General features: G+C 66.9%; 20 protein-coding genes and 1 pseudogene. 10 read left to right on the forward strand and 11 right to left on the reverse strand.

Annotated features, from left to right (window positions below; genetic code table 11):
• Window positions 1–93 precede the first annotated feature (93 nt).
• The 5 genes from ACWEOI_RS22735 (at window position 94) to ACWEOI_RS22755 (ending at window position 6,565) form a co-directional block, all read left to right on the forward strand.
• Window positions 94–663: a hypothetical protein gene (locus ACWEOI_RS22735; protein WP_452360907.1), complete on the forward strand. Its 570-nt coding sequence runs from the start codon at window positions 94–96 to the stop codon at window positions 661–663.
• Window positions 664–1,356: 693 nt separating this feature from the next.
• Window positions 1,357–2,712: an alpha/beta hydrolase gene (locus ACWEOI_RS22740; protein ID WP_452360908.1), complete on the forward strand. Its 1,356-nt coding sequence runs from the start codon at window positions 1,357–1,359 to the stop codon at window positions 2,710–2,712.
• A 263-nt stretch (window positions 2,713–2,975) separates the two neighbouring features.
• Complete coding sequence (locus ACWEOI_RS22745) at window positions 2,976–4,232, forward strand: haloacid dehalogenase-like hydrolase (RefSeq protein WP_452360909.1); 1,257 nt, start codon at window positions 2,976–2,978, stop codon at window positions 4,230–4,232.
• Between the two features lie 229 nt (window positions 4,233–4,461).
• Window positions 4,462–5,100: a hypothetical protein gene (locus tag ACWEOI_RS22750; RefSeq protein WP_452360910.1), complete on the forward strand. Its 639-nt coding sequence runs from the start codon at window positions 4,462–4,464 to the stop codon at window positions 5,098–5,100.
• A 100-nt stretch (window positions 5,101–5,200) separates the two neighbouring features.
• A complete protein-coding gene (locus ACWEOI_RS22755; protein ID WP_452360911.1) occupies window positions 5,201–6,565 on the forward strand; it encodes a cytochrome P450 in 1,365 nt (454 codons plus the stop codon).
• Window positions 6,566–6,628: 63 nt separating this feature from the next.
• Here the strand turns inward: ACWEOI_RS22755 and ACWEOI_RS22760 are convergent, their stop codons facing one another.
• The 3 genes from ACWEOI_RS22760 to ACWEOI_RS22770 all read right to left on the reverse strand — a co-directional run bounded on the left by ACWEOI_RS22760 (window position 6,629) and on the right by ACWEOI_RS22770 (window position 10,118).
• Window positions 6,629–8,053, reverse strand: a complete 1,425-nt coding sequence (locus ACWEOI_RS22760; protein ID WP_452360912.1) for a DUF1254 domain-containing protein — start codon at window positions 8,051–8,053, stop codon at window positions 6,629–6,631.
• Window positions 8,054–8,177: 124 nt separating this feature from the next.
• The gene (locus ACWEOI_RS22765) at window positions 8,178–8,873 is read right to left on the reverse strand and encodes a TetR/AcrR family transcriptional regulator (RefSeq protein WP_452360913.1); all 696 of its coding nucleotides are present in this window, start codon (window positions 8,871–8,873) and stop codon (window positions 8,178–8,180) included.
• The gene (locus ACWEOI_RS22770; RefSeq protein ID WP_452360914.1) at window positions 8,874–10,118 is read right to left on the reverse strand and encodes an FAD-dependent monooxygenase; all 1,245 of its coding nucleotides are present in this window, start codon (window positions 10,116–10,118) and stop codon (window positions 8,874–8,876) included.
• Window positions 10,119–10,284: 166 nt separating this feature from the next.
• On the opposite strand from ACWEOI_RS22770, the gene ACWEOI_RS22775 reads away from it, so the two are divergent.
• Window positions 10,285–10,902 carry a pyridoxamine 5'-phosphate oxidase family protein gene (locus ACWEOI_RS22775; RefSeq protein WP_452360915.1) on the forward strand — a complete coding sequence of 206 codons (618 nt, stop codon included), beginning with the start codon at window positions 10,285–10,287 and terminating at the stop codon, window positions 10,900–10,902.
• A 119-nt stretch (window positions 10,903–11,021) separates the two neighbouring features.
• Window positions 11,022–12,059, forward strand: a pseudogene (locus ACWEOI_RS22780) (MFS transporter); the annotation flags it as partial.
• A 17-nt stretch (window positions 12,060–12,076) separates the two neighbouring features.
• Here ACWEOI_RS22780 and ACWEOI_RS22785 read toward each other — a convergent pair.
• The gene (locus ACWEOI_RS22785) at window positions 12,077–13,510 is read right to left on the reverse strand and encodes a DHA2 family efflux MFS transporter permease subunit (RefSeq protein WP_452360916.1); all 1,434 of its coding nucleotides are present in this window, start codon (window positions 13,508–13,510) and stop codon (window positions 12,077–12,079) included.
• A gap of 32 nt (window positions 13,511–13,542) precedes the next feature.
• Window positions 13,543–14,349, reverse strand: coding sequence for an LLM class flavin-dependent oxidoreductase (locus tag ACWEOI_RS22790; protein WP_452360917.1), 807 nt, complete (start codon window positions 14,347–14,349; stop codon window positions 13,543–13,545).
• A gap of 272 nt (window positions 14,350–14,621) precedes the next feature.
• Here ACWEOI_RS22790 and ACWEOI_RS22795 point away from each other — a divergent pair, with 272 nt between their 5' ends.
• Entirely contained in the window at window positions 14,622–15,431 is an 810-nt protein-coding gene (locus tag ACWEOI_RS22795; RefSeq protein WP_452360918.1) for an SAM-dependent methyltransferase, read from the forward strand.
• Window positions 15,432–15,442: 11 nt separating this feature from the next.
• Here the strand turns inward: ACWEOI_RS22795 and ACWEOI_RS22800 are convergent, their stop codons facing one another.
• On the reverse strand, window positions 15,443–15,931 hold the full coding sequence (locus ACWEOI_RS22800) for a DUF420 domain-containing protein (RefSeq protein ID WP_452360919.1): 489 nt from the start codon (window positions 15,929–15,931) through the stop codon (window positions 15,443–15,445).
• A gap of 187 nt (window positions 15,932–16,118) precedes the next feature.
• Between ACWEOI_RS22800 and ACWEOI_RS22805 the strand changes: the two genes are divergently transcribed.
• Window positions 16,119–17,489 (forward strand): flavin-containing monooxygenase, encoded by a 1,371-nt coding sequence (locus tag ACWEOI_RS22805; RefSeq protein WP_452360920.1) that lies wholly within the window; start codon window positions 16,119–16,121, stop codon window positions 17,487–17,489.
• Window positions 17,486–18,472, forward strand: coding sequence for an NAD-dependent epimerase/dehydratase family protein (locus ACWEOI_RS22810; RefSeq protein ID WP_452360921.1), 987 nt, complete (start codon window positions 17,486–17,488; stop codon window positions 18,470–18,472). Before ACWEOI_RS22805 ends, ACWEOI_RS22810 begins: the two co-directional genes overlap by 4 nt.
• Window positions 18,473–18,514: 42 nt before the next feature.
• Here ACWEOI_RS22810 and ACWEOI_RS22815 read toward each other — a convergent pair whose 3' ends face one another.
• From ACWEOI_RS22815 to ACWEOI_RS22835, 5 genes are all read right to left on the reverse strand, one after another.
• Complete coding sequence (locus ACWEOI_RS22815) at window positions 18,515–19,534, reverse strand: AraC family transcriptional regulator (RefSeq protein ID WP_452360922.1); 1,020 nt, start codon at window positions 19,532–19,534, stop codon at window positions 18,515–18,517.
• A gap of 113 nt (window positions 19,535–19,647) precedes the next feature.
• Entirely contained in the window at window positions 19,648–21,054 is a 1,407-nt protein-coding gene (locus ACWEOI_RS22820) for a serine hydrolase domain-containing protein (protein ID WP_452360923.1), read from the reverse strand.
• 182 nt (window positions 21,055–21,236) lie between these two features.
• Complete coding sequence (locus ACWEOI_RS22825) at window positions 21,237–22,079, reverse strand: acyl-CoA thioesterase (RefSeq protein ID WP_452360924.1); 843 nt, start codon at window positions 22,077–22,079, stop codon at window positions 21,237–21,239.
• Between the two features lie 9 nt (window positions 22,080–22,088).
• A complete protein-coding gene (locus ACWEOI_RS22830; protein WP_452360925.1) occupies window positions 22,089–23,237 on the reverse strand; it encodes a DUF7802 domain-containing protein in 1,149 nt (382 codons plus the stop codon).
• Window positions 23,237–24,172, reverse strand: a complete 936-nt coding sequence (locus ACWEOI_RS22835) for a metal-dependent hydrolase (protein ID WP_433667195.1) — start codon at window positions 24,170–24,172, stop codon at window positions 23,237–23,239. Before ACWEOI_RS22835 ends, ACWEOI_RS22830 begins: the two co-directional genes overlap by 1 nt.
• Between the last annotated feature and the right edge of the window lie 130 nt (window positions 24,173–24,302).

Here is a 24,302-nt window from a genome sequence, read left to right on the forward strand (position 1 = left end):
ACCACCCCCACCGACCTCCTTGATCACCACTTCCTCAAAGAAGCCTGAAAAACCCACCATCATCAATTCGGTGTCCTCGCCTGGTCAGGCCAAATGGCCCTCCATAAGTACTACCGTCTCACCAAACATCTCTCAGACCGAGAACTCATCACCCATCGTCAGACCATCACCAAATCAGACCCCTCCTTACCCCAACGTGCCGGCAAAGCCCTCGGTCAACTGTGTGCCGTCATCGCCTATTCCGAAGCCCACCCTCCCGCTCCCTACCTCCCCGGTACGCCAAAGAAGCCACGCCCCAAGAACTCAGTCATCACGGTCAAGGCTGTCGCCAACACAGACACTCCCATGAACAAGCTTGCCAAAGCCTTGCTCGAACTCGCCCGTGAAAGCCAACGGAAGCAGGCGATTCAGGAGGAGCTGGCACGAGAGGCTGAGCAGCGCAACGCCAAAGGAGGGCAGGGCGAAGCCCCGGATGACACTCGGGGCAATCCCGACCAGCCTCACGCTGCCTGGCACCGCCTCCTCGGCTTGCTTCCACCCGTCGGCCGCATCGGCACTCCCGCCTTGATCAGAGCTCGTCGCACCGTCCCCGGCCACACCCCGAACTGTGTACCGATCTCGGACAGTGACTGTCCCTCTAAATACATCTGGGCCGCCGTCTGAACGTCGCTCTCGCTCAGTCCTTGTCGTCGCATCGTGACGCCCTGTCCGGCCAGTAGTCGCAGCACACTGCCCTGGCTCAAGCCGAACCGTTCTCGAAGCTCCATGGTTGTAGCTCCACCGCGATACGCCGCTGCCAGCTCCTCGGCTATGTCTGGCGCCAGCCGCTGCGAGAGCTTATGGACCCGAGGCGGGGGAGTGTTTTCATCTTCCGGCCGTTTGACCTGCAACGATGGCAGAATCTCTACCAATCGGCGTAAACGTTCCGACTGGTACGCAGGTTTGGAGTAGGCCGCCAGGAGGCCCACCGAAGGCTTCAATACACGATCTGTTCCCGATGGGGCCGGTACCGCGAAAGCGGTACCGGCCCCATCGTCGTTTCCAGGTTGAGGGATGCGGAAGGTGCGGTGTGTCGAGTGATCGGCAGGCATTGGACTTCTGATATGTAGGTGGTTGTCCCCGCACGGGCGTGCGGTTTACTTGACCGACTGTGTGAGCGTGGTTGAGAGGCGAATTCTGTTGTTGGTGCGACTATTCCGGCGTTCGATCACCGCACTTGTCGTATCGGTGACCGTCATCGCGCCGGTGGGTGTGTACAGTTCCGCCGCGCCCGGGCCGGGAAACGAGCCGCAATCGCTGGGGTTGGAGCGGTTTCAGGGGCAGCCGATCGATTGGAGGGCTTGCGGGACGACGGAGTTGGACGCGGCCGGCGGGGAGTGCGCGGACGTGGTGGTGCCGGTGGATTACGGGAAGCTCGACGGGCGCACGACGACAGTGGCGATATCTCGGGTGCGAGCAGGTGATCCGGAACGACGGCGAGGGGTGCTGCTGTCCAATCCCGGCGGACCCGGCGCGGAGGGGTTGGACAGTCTGGATCTGCTCGGTGATGTGCTGAGCCCGGAGGCGCTGGCCGGCTATGACCTGATCGGAATGGATCCGCGTGGTGTCGGGCGATCGGGGCGGACTGGGCGGTGCGGGTGGCCGGTGGGCGAGATGATCCGATCGGCGGGCGTGGATCTGCTGGGGTTCGCGCACGACACCGTGCAGTCGGCGGGAATGGCTGCCTCGTGCCTGGTTCGTGATCCGGAGTTGTTGCGGCAGTTCACTACTCGCAATACAGCACGGGATATGGACATCGTCCGGAGCGCGCTGCGCGAGGAGAAGATCAGCTACTACGGGACGTCCTACGGGACCTACCTGGGTGCGGTGTACACGCAGATGTTCCCGCAGCGGGCAGATCGCATCGTGCTCGACAGTGCCATCGATCCGGATCGGTATTGGGAAGGGCTGGTGCAGGATTGGGGGCCGGCGGATGAGATCGCATTGGATGATTGGGCGGCGTGGGCGGCCACGCGGGATGACACGTATCGGTTGGGTGCGACACCGCAGCAGGTGCGGGCCGGAATCGAGGAGCTGGTGCGGGCTGCGGCACGGCAGCCGATCGTGGTGGACGGTTTCGCTGTCGACGATCATTGGCTGCCGTTCATCCTGCACGGGACGCTGATGAACTATCGGATCAATGCGGCTGTGGCCGAGACCGTCCGGGAGCTCGCCGACGCCGTGGGCGGGCCGCCGACCACGTCTCGGTCGCCTCGGCTCGCGGCCATCGTGGCAGCGCTGCGCGACGGGGAGAACTCGACGCTGGCGCAGATCGCCTGCGGGGATGCGGGTGCGATGACGGATCTGGGTTCGTACTGGCGCAATATCGAGGACAGCCGGGTCACACAGCCGGTCTTCGGCGCGTTGGCGAGCAATGTCGAGCCCTGTGCGTTCTGGCCACGGCCAGTGGAAGCGCCCACCGTTGTTCGGAATTCGGTGCCCGCGCTCATCGTTCAGGCGACCGGAGACCCTCGTACCCCGTACGCCCACGGACTGCGGCTGCACCAGGACATGACGGGGTCGCGGATGGTCACGCTGCAGGACGTCCGCATTCACATGACCTTCCGGCCCAAGTTGAGTGCCTGCGTAAACGACGCCATCAACAGCTACTTCGACGCCGGGACGCTGCCGGAGTCGGATGCGACCTGCCACGCCGATCCATCGACGCCCTAGAACCGGATGAATCGGGCTTTCCCGGAGACGTCGCGGTCTTCCGGGCAATCGACTCTGGCTCCGGGCGCAAGTATGTCGATTGGGCCCATGTCGACTGGTGTCTGTCGCGGGGAGGAGCAACGGGGTCGCGGATATGCGAAACCTGGCGGACCGCAGTGGGTTCCGGGTCGGCAGGCCTTTCGTGAACAATGTTAACTGAACAACTGACCAGTATTCATGTGGGTGACGGCTCGCGGTGGTGTGCGGTGCCTAGCCTGCCGCGCATGACAAAACGATTTCTACTCGCGCTGGCGGTCATGCTGGGCCTCGCCTCACTGGGAGCGCCACAGGCGAGCGCGGCTCCGTCGAGCGATAAGTGTGCACAGCTCGACAGTTCGCTGCAGTGGTATGGCGACAACGCCGCCAAGTTGCAGCAGATGGTCAATGAATATGGCAAGTGCAACAAGGCCGTTCACGGCAACAAGCATCCGGTTGCGACGTTCGACTGGGACAACACCACGATCAAGAACGACGCGGGTGATGCCACCACGTTCTGGATCCTGCGGAATGACAAGGTGTTGCAGCCGCCGAACAAGGATTGGATGCAGACCAGTCCGTATCTGACGAAGGATGCGGCGGACGCGCTGTCCAAGGCTTGCGGGACCGATGTCGCCGCCGGGCAGCCGCTGCCGACCAGCACGAACACCGCGTGCGCCGATGAGCTGTACACGGTGTACAACGACACCACCACGACCGGCGGCAAGCCCGCGTTCGCCGGGTGGAATCAGCGCCGCACGGAAGCCTCGTACGCGTGGGTGAACAACCTGCTCTCCGGCTACAACGACGAGGCCGTCACCAAGTTCGCCGAGGCCGCCCGTGCGGAGAACCTCGCCAACCCGGTCGGCGCCACGCAGATGGTGGGCACCAAGAAGGTCGTGGCCTGGGTCCGTTACTACGACCAGATGGCGGACCTCTACCGCACCTTGCAGAAGGAGGGCTTCGACGTCTGGGTGATCACCGCCTCGCCGCAGGCCGTGATCGAGGCCTGGGCGCCGCATCTGGGCGTGCAGCGCAATCACATCGTGGGAATCCAGAACGTCATGGATCACGGTGTGCGCAGCTACCACACCGTCGGCTGCGGCGGTTCCGGTGACGACCAGGCGATCACCTACCTCGATGGCAAGCGCTGCTTCATCAACGAGCGCGTCTTCGGCGTCAGCGGCCCGGCCGCGTGGGAGCGCCAGGACACCCGCCAGGTCTTCGCGGCGGGCGACTCCACCACCGACACCACCTTCGTCCGCGACGCGACCGCCCTGCACCTGGTGATCAACCGCAACAAGACCGAGCTGATGTGCCCCGCGTACTCCAACGGCGACAGCAAGTGGCTGATCAACCCCATGTTCATCGAGCCCAAGGCCCAGAAGACCTCGCTGTACCCGTGCTCCACCAAGGGCTACACCAACCCGGACGGATCCGGCGCCCCGGCGAAGGACGACGCCACCGGCGCGGTCATCCCCGACCAGACGGACCGGGTCTACTGAGTTAGGACACCACCGCCAGCCGGGCTCGGCAAGATCGCCGAGCCCGGCTCTTTTCGTATCCGCCCGAGTGGGCCTTGGTCCGCCTGTCGCGGCAGGGTTGCCGACCGCCGAGTCAATTGGCTTGGCCGTCAATCTGTTTCACACCCGAGGTGCTGGTTGCCGGGTGTAGCGGATGGCTTGCGGTGCGGTAATCTCTGACCAGCTGAGTTCTCTAGATCGGAGCGGGTTGGTGAGTGCGGTGATGTCCCCGGTGCGGCAGGGACAGCCTCGGTCCAAGCGGGTGTGGATCGCCGGGGCGGTGGTGCTGGGAGTGGCGATCGCGGGCGGCGCTGTATATCTCGTCACGTCCGGCTCTTCCGACGACGCGGCCGCGGGGCCGACCTACCACGACACGAGCGACGAGTGCACGCTGGTGTCCGCCGCGCTGCTGAGCCGGTACACCCCGGGGGCGCAGTGCAAGCGCACCCCGACGATGACGCTCAACCCCGACGAGGTCACCCACACGCCGAGCTGGACCACGGTCGATTCCGTGACGCATCCGGTCAGCATCCAGGTGGTCCTGCGCATGGCCGCCGGCTCGCCGTCGATGTACAGCCGTGCCCAGAGCTCGCTTTCCGATGTGTATCAGCCGCAGCTCAACGAGTCGAAGTCCGTCGAGATCACCCCCGCCGAACTCGGGTCGAAGGTGCAGTCGGCCGCCATGGTCAGTGGTAGTCCGAAGGCGATTCCGGGGCGTTCCGACGCCCGAATCATCCTGCGTTCGGGCAATGCCGTCGTGGATGTCGTCGTCAACGACTGGAACGGCGCGGCCGCGTCGGAGGCCGCGGCGAAGGCGATCGCGGCCGACGTCGTGGCCAATCTGCATTAAAACGCAGGAGTATTCGGCAAAATACGCCGAACGGCGGTGTGGACCCCTTCCCTGCAGGTAACTTTCGGCTTTGTCGACAGTTACGCAGGAGGGGTTTGCCTTGCCCAGAACACAATTCGTCGCGGCACCACCGGCGGGCAGCGAGCTCCGGCAGATCAGCGGGCCGGCCACGAACTGGATCTCGCAGCTGCGGCGTCAGCGCCGCGACCCGCACGGTTCGGCTCGGGAGGACGAGAACACCTACGGCCCGGTGCATGTGCTGAACATGTTCGGCAGCCGGTGGATCATCGCCGCCGGTCCCGATGCGGCACAGCAGGTTTTGATGAACCGGGACCGGGTGTTCGCCAACGGTCCCGCGTGGAAGCCGCTCAACGGGCCGTTCTTCGACCGCGGCCTGCTGATGCTCGATTTCGACGAGCACAAGGCGCACCGCGCGATCATGCAGCAGGCCTTCGGCCGCTCGGCGCTCAATTCCTACCTGGAAGCCCTGCACACCATCGTGGAACGCCACATCGCGGAGCTGCCGGAAGGCAGTGTGGCCGAGGGTAACCCGGTGCTCATGCACAAGCGGTTGGAGCAGCTGACCCTGGACGTGGCCCTCGAGGTCTTCATGGGTGCGCGCCTGCCTCGCGCGGAGGCCGACCGGATCAGCGGCGCCATCATGGCGCTCCTGCACGCCGGCGGCGCGATGGTGCGGATATCGCTGCCCGGCAGTCGCTGGCGGAAGGGTCTGCGCGCCCGCCGCACCCTCGAAGTGTTCCTCGCCGAACGGATCACGACCGCCCGCGACCAGCCGGGCACCGACCTCCTGTCGATGCTGTGCCACGCCACCGGCGAGGACGGCGAACGCTTCACCGACGAGGACGTCGTGAACCACATGGTCTTCCTCCTGGCCGCCGCCCACGACACCACCACCGGCACCCTCGCCAATATCGTCTACAACCTGGCCAAGTACCCCGACTGGCAGAAACGTGCCCGCGTCCGCTCCCTCGACATGCCCCACGAACTCGGCTACGACGAACTCGCCGACCTCACCGAATTGGACTGGATCTTCAAGGAAACGACGCGCCTGTGCACGCCGATCCAGATCGAGCCCCGCGTGGCCGTCCAGGACACCGAGATCTGCGGCTACTTCGTTCCCGAAGGTTCGATGGTGGTCGTCCCCGCCCTGGCCAACCACCACCGCCCCGAAATCTGGTCCCAACCCGAGGAATTCGACCCGGAACGCTTCAGCGACGACCGCGCCGAACACAAACGCCATCGCATGGCCTGGGCCCCTTTCGGCGGCGGCCCCCACAAATGTCTGGGCCAGCACTTCGCCGGCCTCGAAATCAAAATGGTCCTCCACCAGCTGCTCCGCAGCTTCGAATGGGAAGTCCCGCAGGACTACATCATGCCCCTGGACATGAGCGCGACCCCGCTGCCGGAAGACTCACTGCCGGTGACTCTTCGGCGACGGGGCTGAGGCGTCGACATGGCGGCGGGGTGCCTGCCGGGCTTCGGCAGGCGCCCCAACCAAAGGTGTTGACTATTCGGTCACGGTGACCGGCGGCATGGTGAATTGACCGGCCAGCACGGAGGATCCGGGGATGTAGGCGCGAGCGAACAGGATGAAGGCGTGGCCGGGCCCCGGGCTGGGGAGCCAGTTCGGCTTCTTGTCGGCGGCGGGTTCGGTGGCTTGGATACGGATGTCGAAGCTGCCATCGGGGTTGGTGACCATGCCGGGGGTGTTGTTCGAGATGTGGTAGCGGTTGATCGGGTTCTCGGTGAGGAACTGGCCGTTCTGCTGGACCTTGTAGAGGGTGACCGACCAGAACGCCTTGGACGGGATGCCGCCGGAGGGCAGGCGCAAGGTGTAGGCGCGGTCACCGGTCATGTAGTTGCCGGAGCTGTCGGTGAACGTGATCCAGTAGTTGGCTTCCTCGCGACGCAGGCCGAGCATGCCCGTTCCGCTGCCCAATGAGCTGGCGCGCAAGGCGTAATCGCGTTGTTCGGTGGTGCCGAGCAGGGATCCGGGCGGACTGTAGTCGACCCAGCCCTTGGCCTTGGCGGTCTGCGCGGCGTACTGGGCCATGTAGTTGCCCAGCGTGGGATAGAGCTCCTGCCAAGCCTGTTGGGTCGGCTTCGGGATCTTGTCGAAAGTGCAGTCGGCGCCGCAGATTCCGACCTTGCGGAACTTCTTGATCAGGGAATCGTCGTAGTTCGGCGGCGGATTCAGTTCCAGCATCTGGTTGACCATGGCGAGGTAGTTCTCCGGGCCGGTGCCCGGCGCGACCCGGCGGACCGAGGCGTCGGCCGAATACCCCGGTGCCGGGGTGATGGTGAATCCGTCCTGGACGGCGTTGACCGCGGCCTGGTCGTCGGGCCCGGTCGTCTGAACGCGCAGGTTGACGTAGACGTCGTTGGTCGACGAACGCACCACCGAAACCCCGTCGGGCGCTTGACCATTCCACTTCGGGCCGACCAGGAGGACCCGCTTCGCCGCGGTGCCGGTGGCCCGGGTGCCGCCGTAATAGAAGGTGTTGGAGTAGAAATCGATGAGGGTCAGCGCGTAGTACCGGCTGCCGGTGTCGGGCGTGTCGAGGAAGACCGGTCCCGCGGCGAGATCGATCCACGCCGTCGAGTAGAGCGCGTCGACCAGCGGTGCGTTGGCCCACGTGTCGTTCGGGCCCGCCACCGACCGCGAGTGCGCGTAGTGGTTGAGCGTGGTGCTGGTGCGTCCGCCGGTGGTCTCGAGCGCGTTCCACCGCAGCTTCGACAGGAAGTAGAGGGGAAACGCGTAGTCGTAGGTCTCGCGGATGGTGGCTTCCCGATGCGGATCGGAACCCTTCGCGTCGGGTTCGTCAGCGCCGGCGGGCGCGGCGAGGGTCGCGAGCGTGGTGGCGGCGAGCGCGCCCGCCAAGCCGCGCGCGACCAGGGTGATGACGGCCCTGCGGCCTCGGATGATTCTCATGTGGATCACTCCTGAGAGATTAAGTCGAGCGCCTTAAGGCATATGACTTAACTCGGGTGGTCGTCAATGACGGAACTGCTGTACGGGCCGCGGTCTTGACAGCCCGGTCGAGCCGGGGGCGCGGTCATTCGCCGCTGGCGGCGCCGATCAGGAAGGGCCACGGCCAATCGGGCTCGGGTGTCGTGCCGGGCAGCTCGGCGAGCAGTGCGTCGGCGGCCTCGGAGACGGGTGCGGTGAGCATGCCGATGGTGGCGTCGACGATGTTCACGGTGAACAGGGCGCTGCGGGTGCCGTTCGTGGGCGGCGCGTGCTCGAACCCGGCGAGGGCCCGGACGGCGAGCATCATGCTCAGCGACAGGCGGGTGCGCAGGATGGGCAGCGGGAGGTGCGCGAGGCGATCCGCCAATGCCGCCAGCACGGCCCGCACGCTGCTGGTGACAGCGGGATCCGCACCGGCAAGGGTGTGGACCCACGGCGGAGTCGACACCTGGGCCAGGAATCGGAGGTAATAGCCCTCGGGTTGAGCGGCCTTCTCGGCCAGCGGCCGGATCAGGGCGTCGGTCAGTTCGCGGACATCGGCCCGTTCCCCGAGAGCGTCGAGCAGCTCCCAGCGCCGCCGATTCACCTCGCCGGTGTGCTGCTCGAACAACTCGCGAACCAGCTGTTCCCTACTGCCGAAATGGTATTGCGCGGCAGTCTTGTTGCGCTGACCCGCGGCGGCGGTCAGCTCCCGCAAGGAGACGGCGTCGATGCCGCGCTCGGCGAACATCCGCAATGCCGTATCGGCCAGGAGCTGCCGGGTGGAGGGGCCTTGGGACATTCAGCCATCGTAATGATCACCAGACCCGACCAGGCCGGACGGGATCGACGCTTCGCAATCATCGATGGCCATGGAGTTGTACAGGCGGCCGGTCTTGCTCGCTAGCTGGAGTAGGGCTCGGCGGGGGCGGGCCGGGAGGGCTGAGATCAGACGGGCGCCTTGGGTCAGGCCGGTGATGCCGAGGCGGGATGCGGGGATGAGGGTTTTCGCGGCACTGAGGGCGGCTGCTCGGCCGGCCTGGATGTGGGGTGTCATCACGCGTTCGTAAGCGGCGAAAGCGCGTTCGTGGTTGCCGCCGGCTCTGGCCAGTTCGCCCGCGAGGACATAGGCGCCGACGACTGCCAGGGTGGTGCTGCCGCCTACGGCCGGGCCGGGGCAGTAGCCCGCGTCGCCGACCAGCGTCACCCTTCCTCGGGACCAGGTGTTCAGGTGGAGTTGGGTGATCGAGTCGAAGTAGAAGGCCGGGGTGCTGTCGAGCTCGGACAGCCAGTGGTCCACGTCCGGATGTATGCCCTGAAAGGCGTTGCGCAGCAGTTCCTTCTGCCGTGGCACATCGCGGTAGTGGTAGTCGAGCTCCTGCTCGCTGTGGAACAGGAACAGCGCCCGTGCCTCGCCGGAATGTCGGGTGCCGTACATCCCCACGGTCCGGCCGACGCCGACGTGAATGAGCAGCTCACGCTCCAGCGCGGCGGCATCGCGCAGGGTCAGAACGCCGAGATAGGCCCCGATGAAGGTGCTGGAACCGGGTTGGTCGCCGAAGGCGAGCCGCCGGACCGTGGAATGCAGTCCGTCTGCGCCGATGATGAGGTCGAACCGGCGCGGTGCCGCATTCTCGAACCGAACCCCGCCGTCCGGCGAGAGCGCGGTGATCGAGTCCCCGAACAGGTACTCCGCATCGTCACACGTTGCGTCGTAATAGATCTCGCTCAGATCATCCCGCATGATCTCGACATGCCGATCGGAGGCAGCGCTGAAGATCTTGCCGAGATCCACCCGAACCGCCCGCGACGACCCCTCCGGCCGCAACGTCAACCGCGCAGTCCCGGTAGCGCACCCCTCGATCCGATCCAGCACCCCCATCCTCTCCGAGATCTCCACCGCAGGCCGGAACAAATCCACCGCATGCCCCCCGGTCTTGCGCACCGTCGCAGCCCGCTCCACCACGGTCACCGAAAAACCATGCCTGTTCAGCCAATACGCCAACACCGGCCCCGCGACGCCGGCCCCAGAAACAAGAATCCGCACGAAGCCCTCCTTGTGAACGAGCCCCCACTATCCACCGCCCACCCACCCCGGAGATAGGACAAATGTTCCCGCTCGGGAATCAACCCATCGCCTCTAACTGTTAAAACATTCATTAACAGTTAGAAGGGCGCATCTCGCATGGGCCGATCGAGAGGGAGGTTGGGGGATGACCGGGCATTATGCGCAGGTTGCGTTCACTGAGGGGGTTCGGGCTCATCAGGCGGTGCATGGGAGTTTGCGGGGGTATGAGCGGATGGCGGCGGTGCCGGAGGTGGCGGATCGGTTGGGGGAGAACGAGGCTTGGTTCATCGGCGAGCGGGACAGTTTCTATCTGTCGACGGTGAGTGAGACGGGGTGGCCTTACATTCAGCATCGGGGTGGGGGTCGGGGGTTCTTGAAGGTGGTTGATTCGCGGACGTTGGGGTTCGCGGATTTTCGGGGGAACAAGCAGTACATCAGTCGGGGGAATCTCGATCATGACGGTCGGGTGGCGTTGTTCCTGATGGATTACGCGGCCCGGACTCGGTTGAAGATTTTCGGGCGGGCGCGGGTGGTGGAGGCTGCCGAGCAGCCGGAACTCATTGCCTCGCTGGCTGTTCCGGGCTATCGGGCGCAGGCGGAGCGGGCGGTGTTGATCGAGGTCGAGGCGTTCGACTGGAACTGCAGTCAGCACATTCCGGAGTTGTATCCGCGGGAGGAAGTGCTGGAGGCGGTGGCCGACCTGCGGGAGCGGATCGCCGATCTGGAGCGGGAGAACGCGGCCCTGCGGGCGGCGGCGAGCTGAGGGACTCGGGATCGACCGGCGTTCGTCCTATTCGATGGGGAGACAACATCATGCGTTCTGCACGGATCGCTTGGGCGGGGCTCGCGGCCATGACCGTGTCCTTCGGCCTGAACTTCACCATGGGCGTGTTCTTCGCGCCGACCGCCGCCGACTACGGGATCAGCGCGGCCGCCATGGCCGTGGCCGCCGCGCTCGGCACCACCGTCACCGGGCTGGCCCAGTATCCGATCGGGTGGCTACTCGACCGGATCGGGGCCAAGGCGGTGCTGATCGGCGGGCTCACACTGATCTCCAGCAGCTACCTGGTGCTGTCGGTGGTCACCCGGACCTGGGAATTCGTCGCCGCGTACATGGTGCTCGGCGGGCTGGGGTTCGCGGCGTCGTCCACGCTGGCGGTCACCACGTTGATCGGGCGGGTGCACGGCGATCAGGCCGGACCGTCGCTCGCCCGGGCCGCGCTCGGGATCAATCTGGGGCAGTTGATCACGCCGTGGGCGGCGACCGCCTTGTTCGATCCGATCGGGGTGCGGGCCACCTACGCGCTGCTGGGCGCGGTCGGACTCGGGGTGACGGCCTACTTGGCGGCTCGACTGCCGGCGTCTCCGGGCGACCGCAGGCCCACGGGTGGCGCTGAATCCTTGCGCGGACGCGGAAAGCTATTGGTGGCCTTCGGATTGCATGCCGCGACGCTCTACGTGGTGATCCTCATGCTGCCCAAGCACGCGACCGAATTGGGCTGGAATATCACCGCCGCGGGTCGCCTGGTCGCCCTCGCCGCGCTGTCGGCCGGTCTGACCTCAGCGGCCCTGGTTCGGCTGCTTCGAACCTACAAGCCTGAAAACCTGTTGCGGGCACTGTATGTCGTGCGGATCGCAGCCCTGATCCTGGCCGTCTTCGTCCCCGGCCCCGGCGTGCTGATCGCGGTGGCGATCCTCTTCGGCGCCGCGTCGTTCCCCATCGTCCCGCTCACCATGGCCGTCATGTCGCGCGGCTTGGACCCCGCCCGCATGGGCCGCACCCTGGCTCCCGCCTGGGTCACCCATCAACTCGCGGCAGCTGCCGGTCTGGGCGTGGCCGGACTCATCCATGCCCAAACCGACAGCTACCGTGGCTATTTCGCCCTCGGCCTGGTCTTCAGCATCGCCTGCGTGGCGCTGCTGACCCCGACCCGGCGTCAACCCGCGACCGTGAGCGCTTCGGACGAAACCGAACCGGCCACCGCCGCCGGGCGACGCAATACGGTGACGGTCACGATCAACGCCGCCACCAGCAGGCCCGCCGCCACGGTGAAGGCGAACCGATACCCGGCGGTGAGCGCCGCGGCCTCGGAAACTCCCTCGGCGAGCTGACTTCCGGTGCGCGAGGCCGCGAGCGTGGTCAGCACCGCGACACCGATCGCCATCCCGATCTGCTGGGTCGTATTGAACAGTCCCGACGCCAGCCCGGCATCGCTGGGCTCGGCGTCGGACATCCCCAGTCCGGTCAGCGCGGGCAGCACCAGGCCGCCACCGGCGATCAACACCATCATGGGCAGCAGATCGACGGTGTAGTCGGCGTGCACGGGCAGGCGGGTCAGCCAGGCCATGCCGGTCAGCAGCAACGACAGTCCGGCGACGAGCACGGTGCGCGCACCGAGGCGCGTGATGAGCGGGGCGGACACGAACAACGACACCCCGCCGATGGCCACCGCGGCGGGCAGCATCGCCAACCCGGTCCGCAGCGCGTTGTAACCGAGCACCTGCTGCATGTAGAGCGCCACGAGGACCTGGAAGGCGAACATCGCCGCCAGGGTCAGCATCTGCACCGCGTTCGCGCCGGAGACATTGCGGGAACGGAAGATCCGCAGCGGCAGCAGCGGTGCGGGGGCCGTGGCCTGACGAACCAGGAAACCCGCCAGCAGCAGCGCCGACACCAGGGCGAGCGTGAGCGTCCGAGCCGCCAGCCAGCCGTGCTCGGCGATCCCGACCACGGTGTAGATCCCCAGCATCAGCCCCGACGTCACCAGCACCGCGCCGAGGACGTCCACGCCCGCACCGAATCCGATCCCGCGATCGGCGGGCACCACCCGTAGGGCCAGCACGACGGTCGCCAGCCCGATGGGCACGTTGATCAGGAAGATCCAATGCCAGTTCAGCGCATCGGTGAGCACCCCGCCGAGCACCTGCCCGACCGAGGCGCCGGCCGCGCCGGTGAAGCTGAAGACGCCGATGGCCTTGGCACGCTCGGCATTCCCGGTGAAATGGGTGATCAGGATGCCGAGCACCACCGACGCCGCGAGCGCGCTGCCGACGCCCTGAAGAAACCGCGCCGCTATCAGCACTTCCCGTCCGGTGGCCGCACCGGCGAGAACCGAGGCCGCGGTGAAGACGACGTTCCCGGCGATGAACATGGTCCGGCGCCCGATCAGATCCCCGAGCCGCCCGGCGAGCAGCAGGAGTCCGCCGAAGGCGATGAGATAGGCATTGACCGTCCAGCTCAGTTCGGACGGGCTGAAGCCGAGATCCCGTTGGATCGAGGGCATGGCGACGGTCACGATGCTGCCGTCGAGGATGGTCATGAGCATCGACGCCGACAGGGTGGCGAGGATGAGGCGCTGCGAAACCGACATGGTCTGTCCTGTGATCGAGAGTGGAGGGAGCTCTACTGAGCGGCGCGCACGTCGGCGGCGAATGCGTAGTCGCGCCGCCAATCCGGGCCGGTCGGAGCCAGCACGACCCGCTCGACACCGGCGGCTTCGTAGGCGACCAATTCGTCTGCGGCCCGACGGGGATCCGCCGAGAGCGCCGGCGCGACGACTGTCACCGCGGGGGTCTGCCGGCCATGCTGCTGAGCGAGGTCCTTCAACTCGGTCAGCAAGCCGGGAAGATTGTCGAGACCCGGATTGATCGGCATCCAGGCATCCCCATAGGTGGCGGCCCTGCGACGGGCCCGAGAGCTATTGCCCGCGACAAGAATCGGCGGCACCGACGCACCCGGCGACAGTGCGACGTCGAGGCCCTCGTCCAGCTCCGTCTTCTCTCCACTGATCAACCCCGGCAGCACCGCGAGCGCCCGATCGGTGCGAACCCCCCGCTCCGCGAACGGCACACCCGCCGCCCGCCACCCGACATCCCCGTGCGCCGGATTGCCGGTCCCGATTCCCAACAGCAGCCGCCCCTCCGACACCTGCTGCAACGTCCCGATCTCCTTGGCCGCCCACGCAACCGGCCGCATCGCCACCAACATGGCCCCGAACCCGACCCGGATCCGATCGGTCACCGCCGCCGCCGTGCTGAGCGCGACGGTACTGTCGAGCATCGGCTGACTGGCGACGAGGTGATCTGTCGCCCACAGCGATTCGAGCCCCGCGGCCTCCGCCACCCGCGCGCTCTCCCGAACCTCCCGCGGCCCCGACCCCGTGCTGTGCGGTCCCGACGTGGGGAGAAATACACCGATCCGAATAGCCACCGAAGGCCTCCACTTTCCCTGAGCGTTTGGTACCCGACCAACGCTATGGCACTCTCGCGAGCGTTCCAATGCGCGATTCGCTCAGATCTATATCCGAAGCGCGCACCTCCCGGCTTGCGGTCGAGAGTGGCTGAGAGGCGGGATGTCCTTGCCGGCGGGGTGTTTCGCGTGGGTTCCGAAGTTCGGGGTATTACCCGATCCGGGGGCGGTGATCAGGGCGCTGCGGTATACAGGCGGGGACGGGTTTTCGGATACGGGTCTAGGGGGACGTGGTGGCGGGTTCGCGTGAGCTACGTACTGATGTGCCGCATTCGGCTCGGATGTATGACTACTTCCTCGGGGGGAAGGACAATTACGAGGCGGATCGGGATGCGGGGGACAAGGCGCTGGCGGAGTTTCCGGCTGTTCGGGTGACCGCGCAGACCAATCGGGAGTTCATGCGGACCGCTACCCGGTATCTGGCCGGGGAGGGGGTTCGGCAGTTCCTGGATATCGGGACGGGGATTCCCACCGAGCCGAATTTGCATCAGGTGGCACAGGGGTTGGCGCCCGAGTCGAGGGTCGTTTACGTCGACAATGATCCGATGGTGTTCTCGCACGCGCGGGCATTGTTGGTGAGTGCGGAGGAAGGGCGGACGGCGTTCGTCCTGGCCGACGCGGGGAAGCCGGAGGAGATTCTCCAGGCTCCGGAACTGCTCGAGACGCTGGATCTTTCGCAGCCGGTCGCGGTGTCGCTGATGGCGGTGCTGCATTTCGTGCCGGGGGATGTGCACGAGATCGTGCGGGCCCTGATGGAGCCGCTCGCGAAGGGGTCGTATCTGGCGGTCTCGCATGTCACGACCGATTTCGACGCCGGGCCCGACGATCCCGAGGGGATGGCCCGGCTGCTGCAGGTCTATATCGATCGCGGGATACCGGTGCAGCCGCGCACCCGGGACGCGGTCGAGCGGCTGTTCGACGGGTTGGAACTGGTCGAGCCGGGGGTGGAGATGATCCACCGGTGGCGCAATCCCGACGAGGTATTCCCGCCGGGCCACGACAAGAACGTGTCGCTGTACGGGGCTGTCGGCAAGAAGGTCTGAGCCGCAGCGGGTTACGCGACGAAGGCCAGGCCGTAGAAGATCCAGCTGGTCACGGCGGTCAGCGTCATGCCGATTGCCGCGATCGGCGCCCAGCGGCGGTGCCAGGCGCTGTGCGCGCCGGGGTGCGGCGGCGAATCGAAGTTGCGGGCCGCGCGGATGATCACCACGGGCCACAGGACGACCGAGAAGACCGCGCAGGCCAGGTGGATGGCCAAGGCGGTCCACACCACGGTGGAGGCGGTCCCGCCGACGACGCCCGCGGCCCGCTCCTGCCAGCCGTTGAAGCGGACATCCATCTCGAAGAGCACCACGGCGGCGAGCAAGCCCACCGCCAGCAGGATCTGAACTCCCTTGTGCAGGCCGAACTTTCGATTGACCCTGGCCTGGTAGACGCTCCACGCCAGGACGGCGACGACGATCGCCATGACGAGCACCATGGTGTCCATCGCCCACGACGCTCTCGTGCCGAGGAAACCGTCGACTCCGGGGAAGTTGTTCATCGTCGGTGCCTTCACCTCTCTGCGGAGACAAACTTACCGACGGTGCGTCGGGAAGATCCGCGGACCGCGAGCGTAGCAGCGCGCCCGGCATGTCCGGTTATCCCCCCTTTCCAGCCGCATCACCCCTCGTCAGCAGGGGCCCGGCGGCTGTTGGATGCCGTTATCGTCACCGTCGAACGGAGGGTTCATGTCCGGAACACAAGCGGCCGAGGGGCCGGGTCGGGTTTGTATCATCGGCGCCGGGCCGGCGGGATTGTCCGCGGCTCGGGCGTTGAAACGCCTCGGGATTCCCTACGACCAGTTCGAGCGGCATTCCGATGTCGGCGGCATCTGGGATCTCGACAACCCGGGCACCCCGATGTACGAGTCCGCGCATTTCATCTCGTCGCGAAAGACGTCGGGGTTCTTCGACTTTCCGATGCCGGAGAACTACCCGGACTATCCGGGTAACCGGCAGATCCTGGCGTACACGCGCTCCTTCGCAGACGCATACGGCCTGCGCGAGGCGATCCGATTCGATTGCGCCGTAGTCGATGTGCTGAAGGACGGCCTCGACTGGCTGGTCACCCTGGACGACGGCGCCGAGCGCCGGTACGCCGCGGTCATCTGCGCCACCGGAGTGACCTGGCAGCCGCGTTCGCCCGAACACCAGGGCTCGTTCGACGGGGAGATCCGGCACTCCTCGACCTACCGCAGTCCCCTCGAATTCCGGGGGCGGCGGGTCATGATCGTCGGACTGGGCAACTCCGGCGCCGATATCGCCTGCGACGCTGCCGCGAATGCCGAGGCCGCCTTCGTCAGCATCCGGCGTGGCTATCACGTCATCCCGAAACACATCTTCGGTATCCCCAGCGACGAAATCGCCAATAGCGGACCGCAATTGCCGTTGTGGCTGGAGCGCCCGTTCTTCCAGGCGCTGCTGCGGCTGCTCCAGGGGAATCTGACGAAATACGGTCTGCCGAAACCGGATCACAAACTGTTCGAATCGCATCCGCTGCTCAACAGTCAGCTGATCCACTACCTCCAGCACGGTGATGTCGCGATCCGCCCCGATGTCGCGAAGCTGGAAGGCGCCCGGGTCCGGTTCGCCGACGGCAGCAGCGAGGAGGTGGACCTGATCCTCCACGCGACCGGCTACGACTGGTCGATTCCCTATGCGGAGAAGTACTTCGACTGGACCGAGGGCCGACCCGACCTGTACCTGTCGGTGTTCAATCGCGAGCACCGCAACCTGTTCGGCCTCGGCTATCTCGAGGTCAACTCCAGCGCGTATACGCTGTTCGACCACATCAGCAATGTCGTCGCCCAGTACCTGCACGACCAGCAGCGCAACCCCGCACGGGCGGCCGCGTTCGAGGGACTCATCGCCGGCGATCGGCCGAAACTCAACGGCGGCATCAAGTTCCTGGCCTCGGCCCGGCACCGCGCATATGTCGACGCCCACGCCTATCACAGCTATCTCGCGGTGCTGCGCAAGCGATTCGGCTGGAGCAACCTCACCGCGGGCCTGTTCGATCCGATCCGGGCCGGGCGGTCGGCGTCGGAGGCCCGGTCATGAGGTGCCTGGTCACCGGCGCGACCGGATTCGTGGGCGCGAACCTGGTCCGGGAACTCCTGAGCGCCGGTCATCAGGTGACCGCTTCCGGCATGCCGGGCTCGGAAACCCGCTGGCTCGCAGAGCTTCCCATCACCATTCGCCTCGCCGACCTGACCGCGCCCGGCGCGGCCCGCGGCCTGGTCGACGGCCACGACTGGGTCTTTCACGTCGCGGGCGACACCTCCACCTGGTCCGGCCTGGCGGAACGGCGGCGGCTGGTCAATGCCGTGGTCCCGGCGCTGCTCGCGGATGCCGCACTCGAGTCCGGCGTGAAACGGTTCCTGCACACCAGCACCACCGATGTGCTGGGGTATCACCGCGACGGCCGACCCGTCACCGAGGACGGCGGCGACCAGCTGTTCACCGGTATCGGCTATCACTACGCCGACACCAAACTCGCCGGTGAGATCGCGGTCCGGCACCGGATCGAGCGCGGACTGGACGCGGTGATCGTGTACCCGGGCTTCATGATCGGCCCCTACGACTACACCCTGCAGATCGGCCGGGTCATCCGGGCGCTGCAACAGGGCCACCGCTATCCGTGCCCGCCCGGTACCACGTCCTGGTGTGACGTGCGGGCGGTCGCCCGCGGCATGATCGCCGCGCTCGAACACGCCGGCACCCGCGGCAGCAGCTACATTCTCGCCGGGCCGAACCACAGCTACCACGAGGTGTTCAGCCGTATGGCGGAACTGGTCGGGGCGGCGAAAAAGCCACTGCCGCTGCCCGGTTCGATCGTGCGCGCGGCGGGACTGTTCGGGGAGCTGACCGCCATGGTGACCCGGACCGCTCCCGAACTCGATCCCGGTCTGGCCCGCTACCTGTCCCTGCCGCAGGCGACGAGCAGTGTCCGCGCCATCGCCGAACTCGGCTACTACCCGGGCGATATCGACAAAGCGATCCTCGATGCCGCCCGCTGGTACGAGGAACACCTGCCGCTGTGACCGCTCGGCCGGTCCGGATCCCTTGTCCGGGAGGCGGACCGGCTACGCGAGCGTGCGGCGGGCCACGCTGGGCGCGGACCCGGTCCAGCGGATGTAGGCGCGGCGGAACTCACGGATATCGCTGTATCCGATCTGGTGCGCGATCGCGGAGATCGGCAGCGCCGAATCCTGCAGCAGATAGGTGGCGCGCCGTTCCCGCACCCGATCCCGGACCGAGCTGAAACTCTCACCGGCGGTGGCGAGTTGGCGGCGCAGTGTGCGTTCGGTGACGTGCAGTCGCGCGGCGACCTCGGCCATCGTCAGGGGATGTCGCAGATTCTGCTCGAGCAGGGTTTCGACGATCAGCACCACATCCGGTTCCCGCCGCCCGATATCGAGCAGGCGGCGGCACGCGTCGACCGCGATCACCCGGGTCGGCTCACTGTGCGTGGCGAAGGGCAGGGCCAGGTCCGCGGCGGGGAAGACCGCCCGGTTGGCCTCGGCGGAGAACTCGACCGGGCAGCGGAAGAATCGCTCGTAGTGACCGGCGTACGGCGGCGGGGCATAGCTGAGTTCCACCCGGGTGGGCGACCAGTCCGAGCCGACCACGGACCGCACGAAGATCATGGTGCTGCACAGTATTTCCTCGCACAGGAAGCTGAGCAGCTGTGGTTCGGGCCAGCGTTCGTGCAGGCGCAGCGCCGCCTGGTGCTGGTCGCGCTCGAGTTCGATGTCCATGAGGCTGCCCGACGCCTGGTGCAGTTCCAGCCCGATCGACATGGCCTCGCCCACGGTGGCGGCCGAGCGCATGGCCACCCCGAGCATGCCCATCGACAGCAGGATGTCCCGCCCGCCCACCTGCATGCCGAGCGGCCGCCCGGGCATATCCGCGATGGCGCGCCGCAGGACGGTGACGGCCTGCCGGAAGGACACCTTGATCGAGTCCGCGGTCAGCACATCCGGCGCGGTCAGACCGGTCCCCGTGAACCACCGCCCGACGTCGCGGGCCTCCCGCGCGCCGATCTCGACCAGCCCGCTCAGGACCGACGGGGGGATCGTGGGCAGATCCAGCCTCGTGCTCACTTCGTCCGGACCTCGCACCGACGGACGCCAAACTTGGTCACACGTCCAATCTAAGTTCGCGAGATCGTTTACACCAGCGGACACCGGCGGCTACCCCTCGAACGCGGCGGGGCTCAACAGCCGCCGAGCCGAGCCAGCACCGCCCGGTACAGGGCGTGCCATTCGTCATTGCCCTGGCCCGCGAACTCCCCGTCCGTACTCAGCTGGAGAGTGTGCGCCAGCCGGACGCCGGTCACGCAGTCCGACGGGGCGACCGTGATGTACTGGCCCTGGAAGCCGTTGGCCTGGAAGCCATCCGGCGTCGCACCGCTCCACCACTGGAAGCCGTAGCCGCCGACGGTGGCGTCCCCGGCGTCGCTGGCCGGTTTCATGCCGGTGGTGGCGCCCGCGACCCACTGTGGGGACACCACCTGCCGGCCCTCGGGCGTGCGGCCGCCGGTACGCAGGAGCTCACCGAGCCGCACGAAGTCGCGAGGCCGGGCGAACAGGGCCTCGGAGGCGATGGCCGCGCCGGTCCGGTCGGTCATGATGTCGGCCGGCGCTTCCATGCCCGCGGGCTGCCACAACTGTTCGGAGAGAACCTGGTTGAACGGCTGGTGGTAGACGCTCTCCAGCATCCAGGCCAGCACCTGGGTATCGGCGCTGCTGTAGTTGAAGGCGACGCCGGGCGCCCGATCCGCCGGAAGCGACTTCAGGAACTCGTCCCGGGTCTTCCCCGACCCGCCCTCGGTGTAGTAGTCCAGGGACATCTCGATCCACTGCGTCACCTGGGTGTTCTGCGACAGCTCCTCGGTGTGCTCATCCCATCGGATGCCCGACCGCATCTCCAGCAGATTCCGGACGGTCGCGCCCTGCCAGGAGGTGCCGGTCAGCTCGGGGATGTAGCGCTCGATCGGATCGTCCAGCGAGGCGATCAGGTGCTGGTCGACGGCGATGCCGACCAGGGTCGAGACGAACGACTTGGTGGTCGACCACGCCTGATGCGCGGTGTCATTGGACCAGCCATTCGCGAAGTACTGCGCGACCAGGGACCCCCGGTGCGCGAATTCGATGACGTCGGTGCCGGAGTCATTGAGGAAATCGGCGACCGTCTTGGTGCCGCCCGCCCACTCGTAGGTCACGTCGAGCAGATCGACGGGTGCCGGCGGCAGCGCGGCGGTGGCCCCGGCCGCGATCGGCGCGTGCGGCAGGGCCACATCGGGTTTGACCACATCGATCGGGAGCGGCAGCAGCACCTTGTTGTGGACGAGGATCTCGCGCACGTAGTTCGACCAGAATTCGGGCGACGACAGGCTGGCGGCGCTGCCCGCGATCACATCCCGCAAGGGCGGCACCCCGAGCAACCGGCCACCCTGGATCGCCGCCAGCAGATCGGTCGCGTCGGTGATCGGCTGCGGCGCGGGATCGGCCGTCGCGGCCGGGAACGGCCCGCCCAGGGCGAGCACGGTGGTCGTGGCCGTGATCGCACCGAACCGCATCAAACGACCGCGATTGCCTTGGCTGCGAACTGATCTGCGCATGCGGGTGGGGAACTCCTCTGAGTCCCGCCGTCCCCCTGGGGGAACACTGAACGGCGGGTGTCCGGCTGGTTTCGCAAGAACATACCCAGAGGTAGAGGCGGTGGACTGGGGACTCACCGCCTTGACCGACCGGACACCCGTGGGTGACCGGTTTGCCCCCCCATCGGCCGGAGCGGCCGTTCTCAGGCGGCGCTGCGCATCAGGCCCTGGGTGTCCACCGAGGCCACCAGATCGCCTGTCCGCGTGAAGATCTGGATCCGGCCGTGCATCCGCCCACTGCCCGCGAAGTTGCTCTCGCACCGCATGAGCAGCCAGTCGTGCAGGCTGAACGGGCGGTGGAAGGTGACCGTCTGGGCGAGCATCGCGGCAGCTCCGCGACCGCCGAGGCGAGTGATCTCGGACTGCGGATAGGGCCGCATGGCGACCGGGCCCAGGAAGCCCTCGCTGCCGTGAGCCAGCAGCGCGCGGGCGAGAGCGGGCTCGTCCGGAGCCTTGTCGCAGCGCATCCACACGTCCAGGGTCGGCGGCCCGGCCAGTTCGAGCGCGAGCGCGTCGGCCCCGCCGAGCGTGCGAACCTCCCAGGGCAGCAGCGCGCAGGGCAGCTCGTCGCACTCGTCGGGACCGGGCACGCCCTCGGGCAGGCGGGCGCTGTGGGCGAGGAAGTCGGGCTCCTCGACGCTCAGCATGGCCAGCACGCGCGCGTGCTCGCGCCCTTCCTGCCGGAACGACACCTGGACGGTGGCCAGCGCCCGGCCGGACTGCACGGTCTCGACCTCCACCTCGACGTCGCGATCCGCGTACCCGCCGCGCGGAAACACCCCGTGCAGCGACTGGACGGCCATGTGCGGCACCGTGCGCTCGGCCGCGATGACGGCCTGGGCGAGCGTCTGGCTGCCCAGGGTCGTCGGCAGCGTCGAGGTGACATTGCGGGCCCGGAACCGCCCGGGCCCGGCCTCGGTCAGATCGAGAACATCGAGCAGGTCCGTCAGGTCGACGACCGGCCACATGTGGGTACCACCAGCCATGGCCGAATGTTAGCTGTCGCCTCCCGCCAGGGCCGGGGTCAGTCCCGCGTCGTGGGAACCGGTCGCCGGGCGGAACGAAACCGCTGCTACGGACAGGATCCCGACGGCGAAGCAGGCGAGGGTGTACCAGAGGTTGCCGATGGGGTCGCCGTTCTCGGTGATGCCGTTCTTCGCGTTGAAGAAGTCCGGGAGGGCAGTGGCCCACAGGACCGCGAAGACGACGAGGTAGACGGCGGCGTACACGCGGACGAAGGCGTTGTCGTAGCGCGGATCGGTGTTGCCGGGCTGCCGCAGCCGCGACCACTGGCGGTACATCAGCCAGACCGCCACCACCGAGAGCACGATCAGCTCGAGCGCGTAGATGACGCCGCGCACGGTGGTGCTGCCCGCGCCGAGGACCGTGGCCGGGAGCGGGAGGATGAAGGTGCCCGCAGAGGCCGCGAGGCCGATCACCAGTGTGCGCCACACCAATTGGAGACCGGTGAACCGCTCACCGGCATCCACGCGGCGGCCCACGAAACGGTAGACGCAGAAGGCCAGCGACATCGGCCACAGGGCGGCGAAGACCACGACGCTCGGCAGCGGCACCGAATCGAACATGGGCTGGTTGAGCGGGTTGTCGGTGGTCCACTCCCACCAGCGCAGCTGCGGGCCGATCTGGTCGAAGATCTCGTAGAACGCGTGGTGCACGAAGCCGACACAGGTCGCGCCCGCGAGCGCGCCGTAGCGGAAGACCCCCAGCATGCGCACGATCTCGTAGGCGACCGTGGCCATGAACGGGTAGATCGCCACGATGTAGAGCGGCAGGCGGCCCCACAGGAAGTCCACGGTGAACACGTTGTGCGCGAACATGGTGTCCACGTGTTCGGAGATGCCGAACGCGGCGGGGAAGTACAGCGGCGGTTCGATGACGAACAGGTACGCGGTCGCGCCGAACCACAGCACCAGGTTGGTCGGGTCGCCGTGGCGGCGCAGCCGGATGACGGCCCACACCAGCGCCAGGATCGAGCCCAGGATGATGGTGGTTTCCAGGACCGGCAGGGTCCAGTTCTCCAGTGCCAGCGGGCTTCTCAGCTCGAACAGTCCGCCGGCTTCCTCGCAGGAGAAGCCGAGCGACTTCGCGAGCCCCTCGAAGGTGGGTGCGCAATGCTCGGCCATCAGTTCGCCCCCGCTCCGGATGTCTCGGCGGTGTACCAGCGGGTCACGTCGTAGCCCTCCTGGTAGCGCTTGAACCACACGTCGGCCAGTGCGGGCGTGGCCTCGTGCGCCGGATCGTGTTTGGGCAGCTGGCTTCTGATGACGCCGCGCAGCGCCGCGAGCTGCTGGCTCATCGGCAGATCGTCGAAGGCGCGTGGGCCCGGACCCGCGTACGGCAGTGCGAGGCTGGGCACCACCTTGCCCAGCAGCTGCTGATAGCGGTAGGTCGCGAACATCGACATGGCGTCGATCTTCCGCTCCTCCAGTGGCACATGCTTGTTGAATCCGGCGCACGCGATCCGCACCATGCGCAGCACGTGCCGGAAGATCGACGGCGCCACCCGCATCCGGTACAGGTCACTGCCCACCAGCGATTCGAAGATGATGAGCGCGGAACTGCGGTGCTCGACCTCCTCGACGAAATGCCAGATGAACAGCGACGCGACGCGGTCGTCGCCGGGCCGGAACAGCGAGGCCTCGTTGTCGAGCATGAGCTTGAACACCGAGGTGAAGGTGGCCTCCAGGTCGGCGGTGTAGGCCAGGCGGTACTTCAGCGGCTTCTCGGCGGTGAGCTTGTCGAATTCCCCCACCACCTCGTCGAGGGTCTCCTGCAGGCCCGGGTAGGCGCGGATCAGGCCGCGCACGTGCTGGCGGTGGGCGGTGGAATGCTGCCCCTCCTGCCGCATGAAGGCGTCGGCTTCCTCGGCGACCTCCGGGTCGGTGAACTGCGACTTGGCCTGGGTGATCATCTGCACGATCATCTTCTCGAAACCGATGGCCAGGAACGAGACCGCGTTGGCCATGCTGGAGAAGGCCGGGTTCTCCGGATTCCAGAGGAACGGCACGTCGTGTTGCTCGAACGCGAAAGTCAGCTTCCGCACAATCAGATCAGTCATATCGGGCGATTCCTCGTCTTCCGGAGGGGGTGGGGTCCGGTGGCCCGGTCGCGCGCACCGCTGCCGCTGTGAACATACAAACATACACTCACGTGTACAAGTGTATGATACGAAATCCCTGCTCAGGGGC

This window comes from Nocardia sp. NPDC004340 (assembly GCF_053602575.1).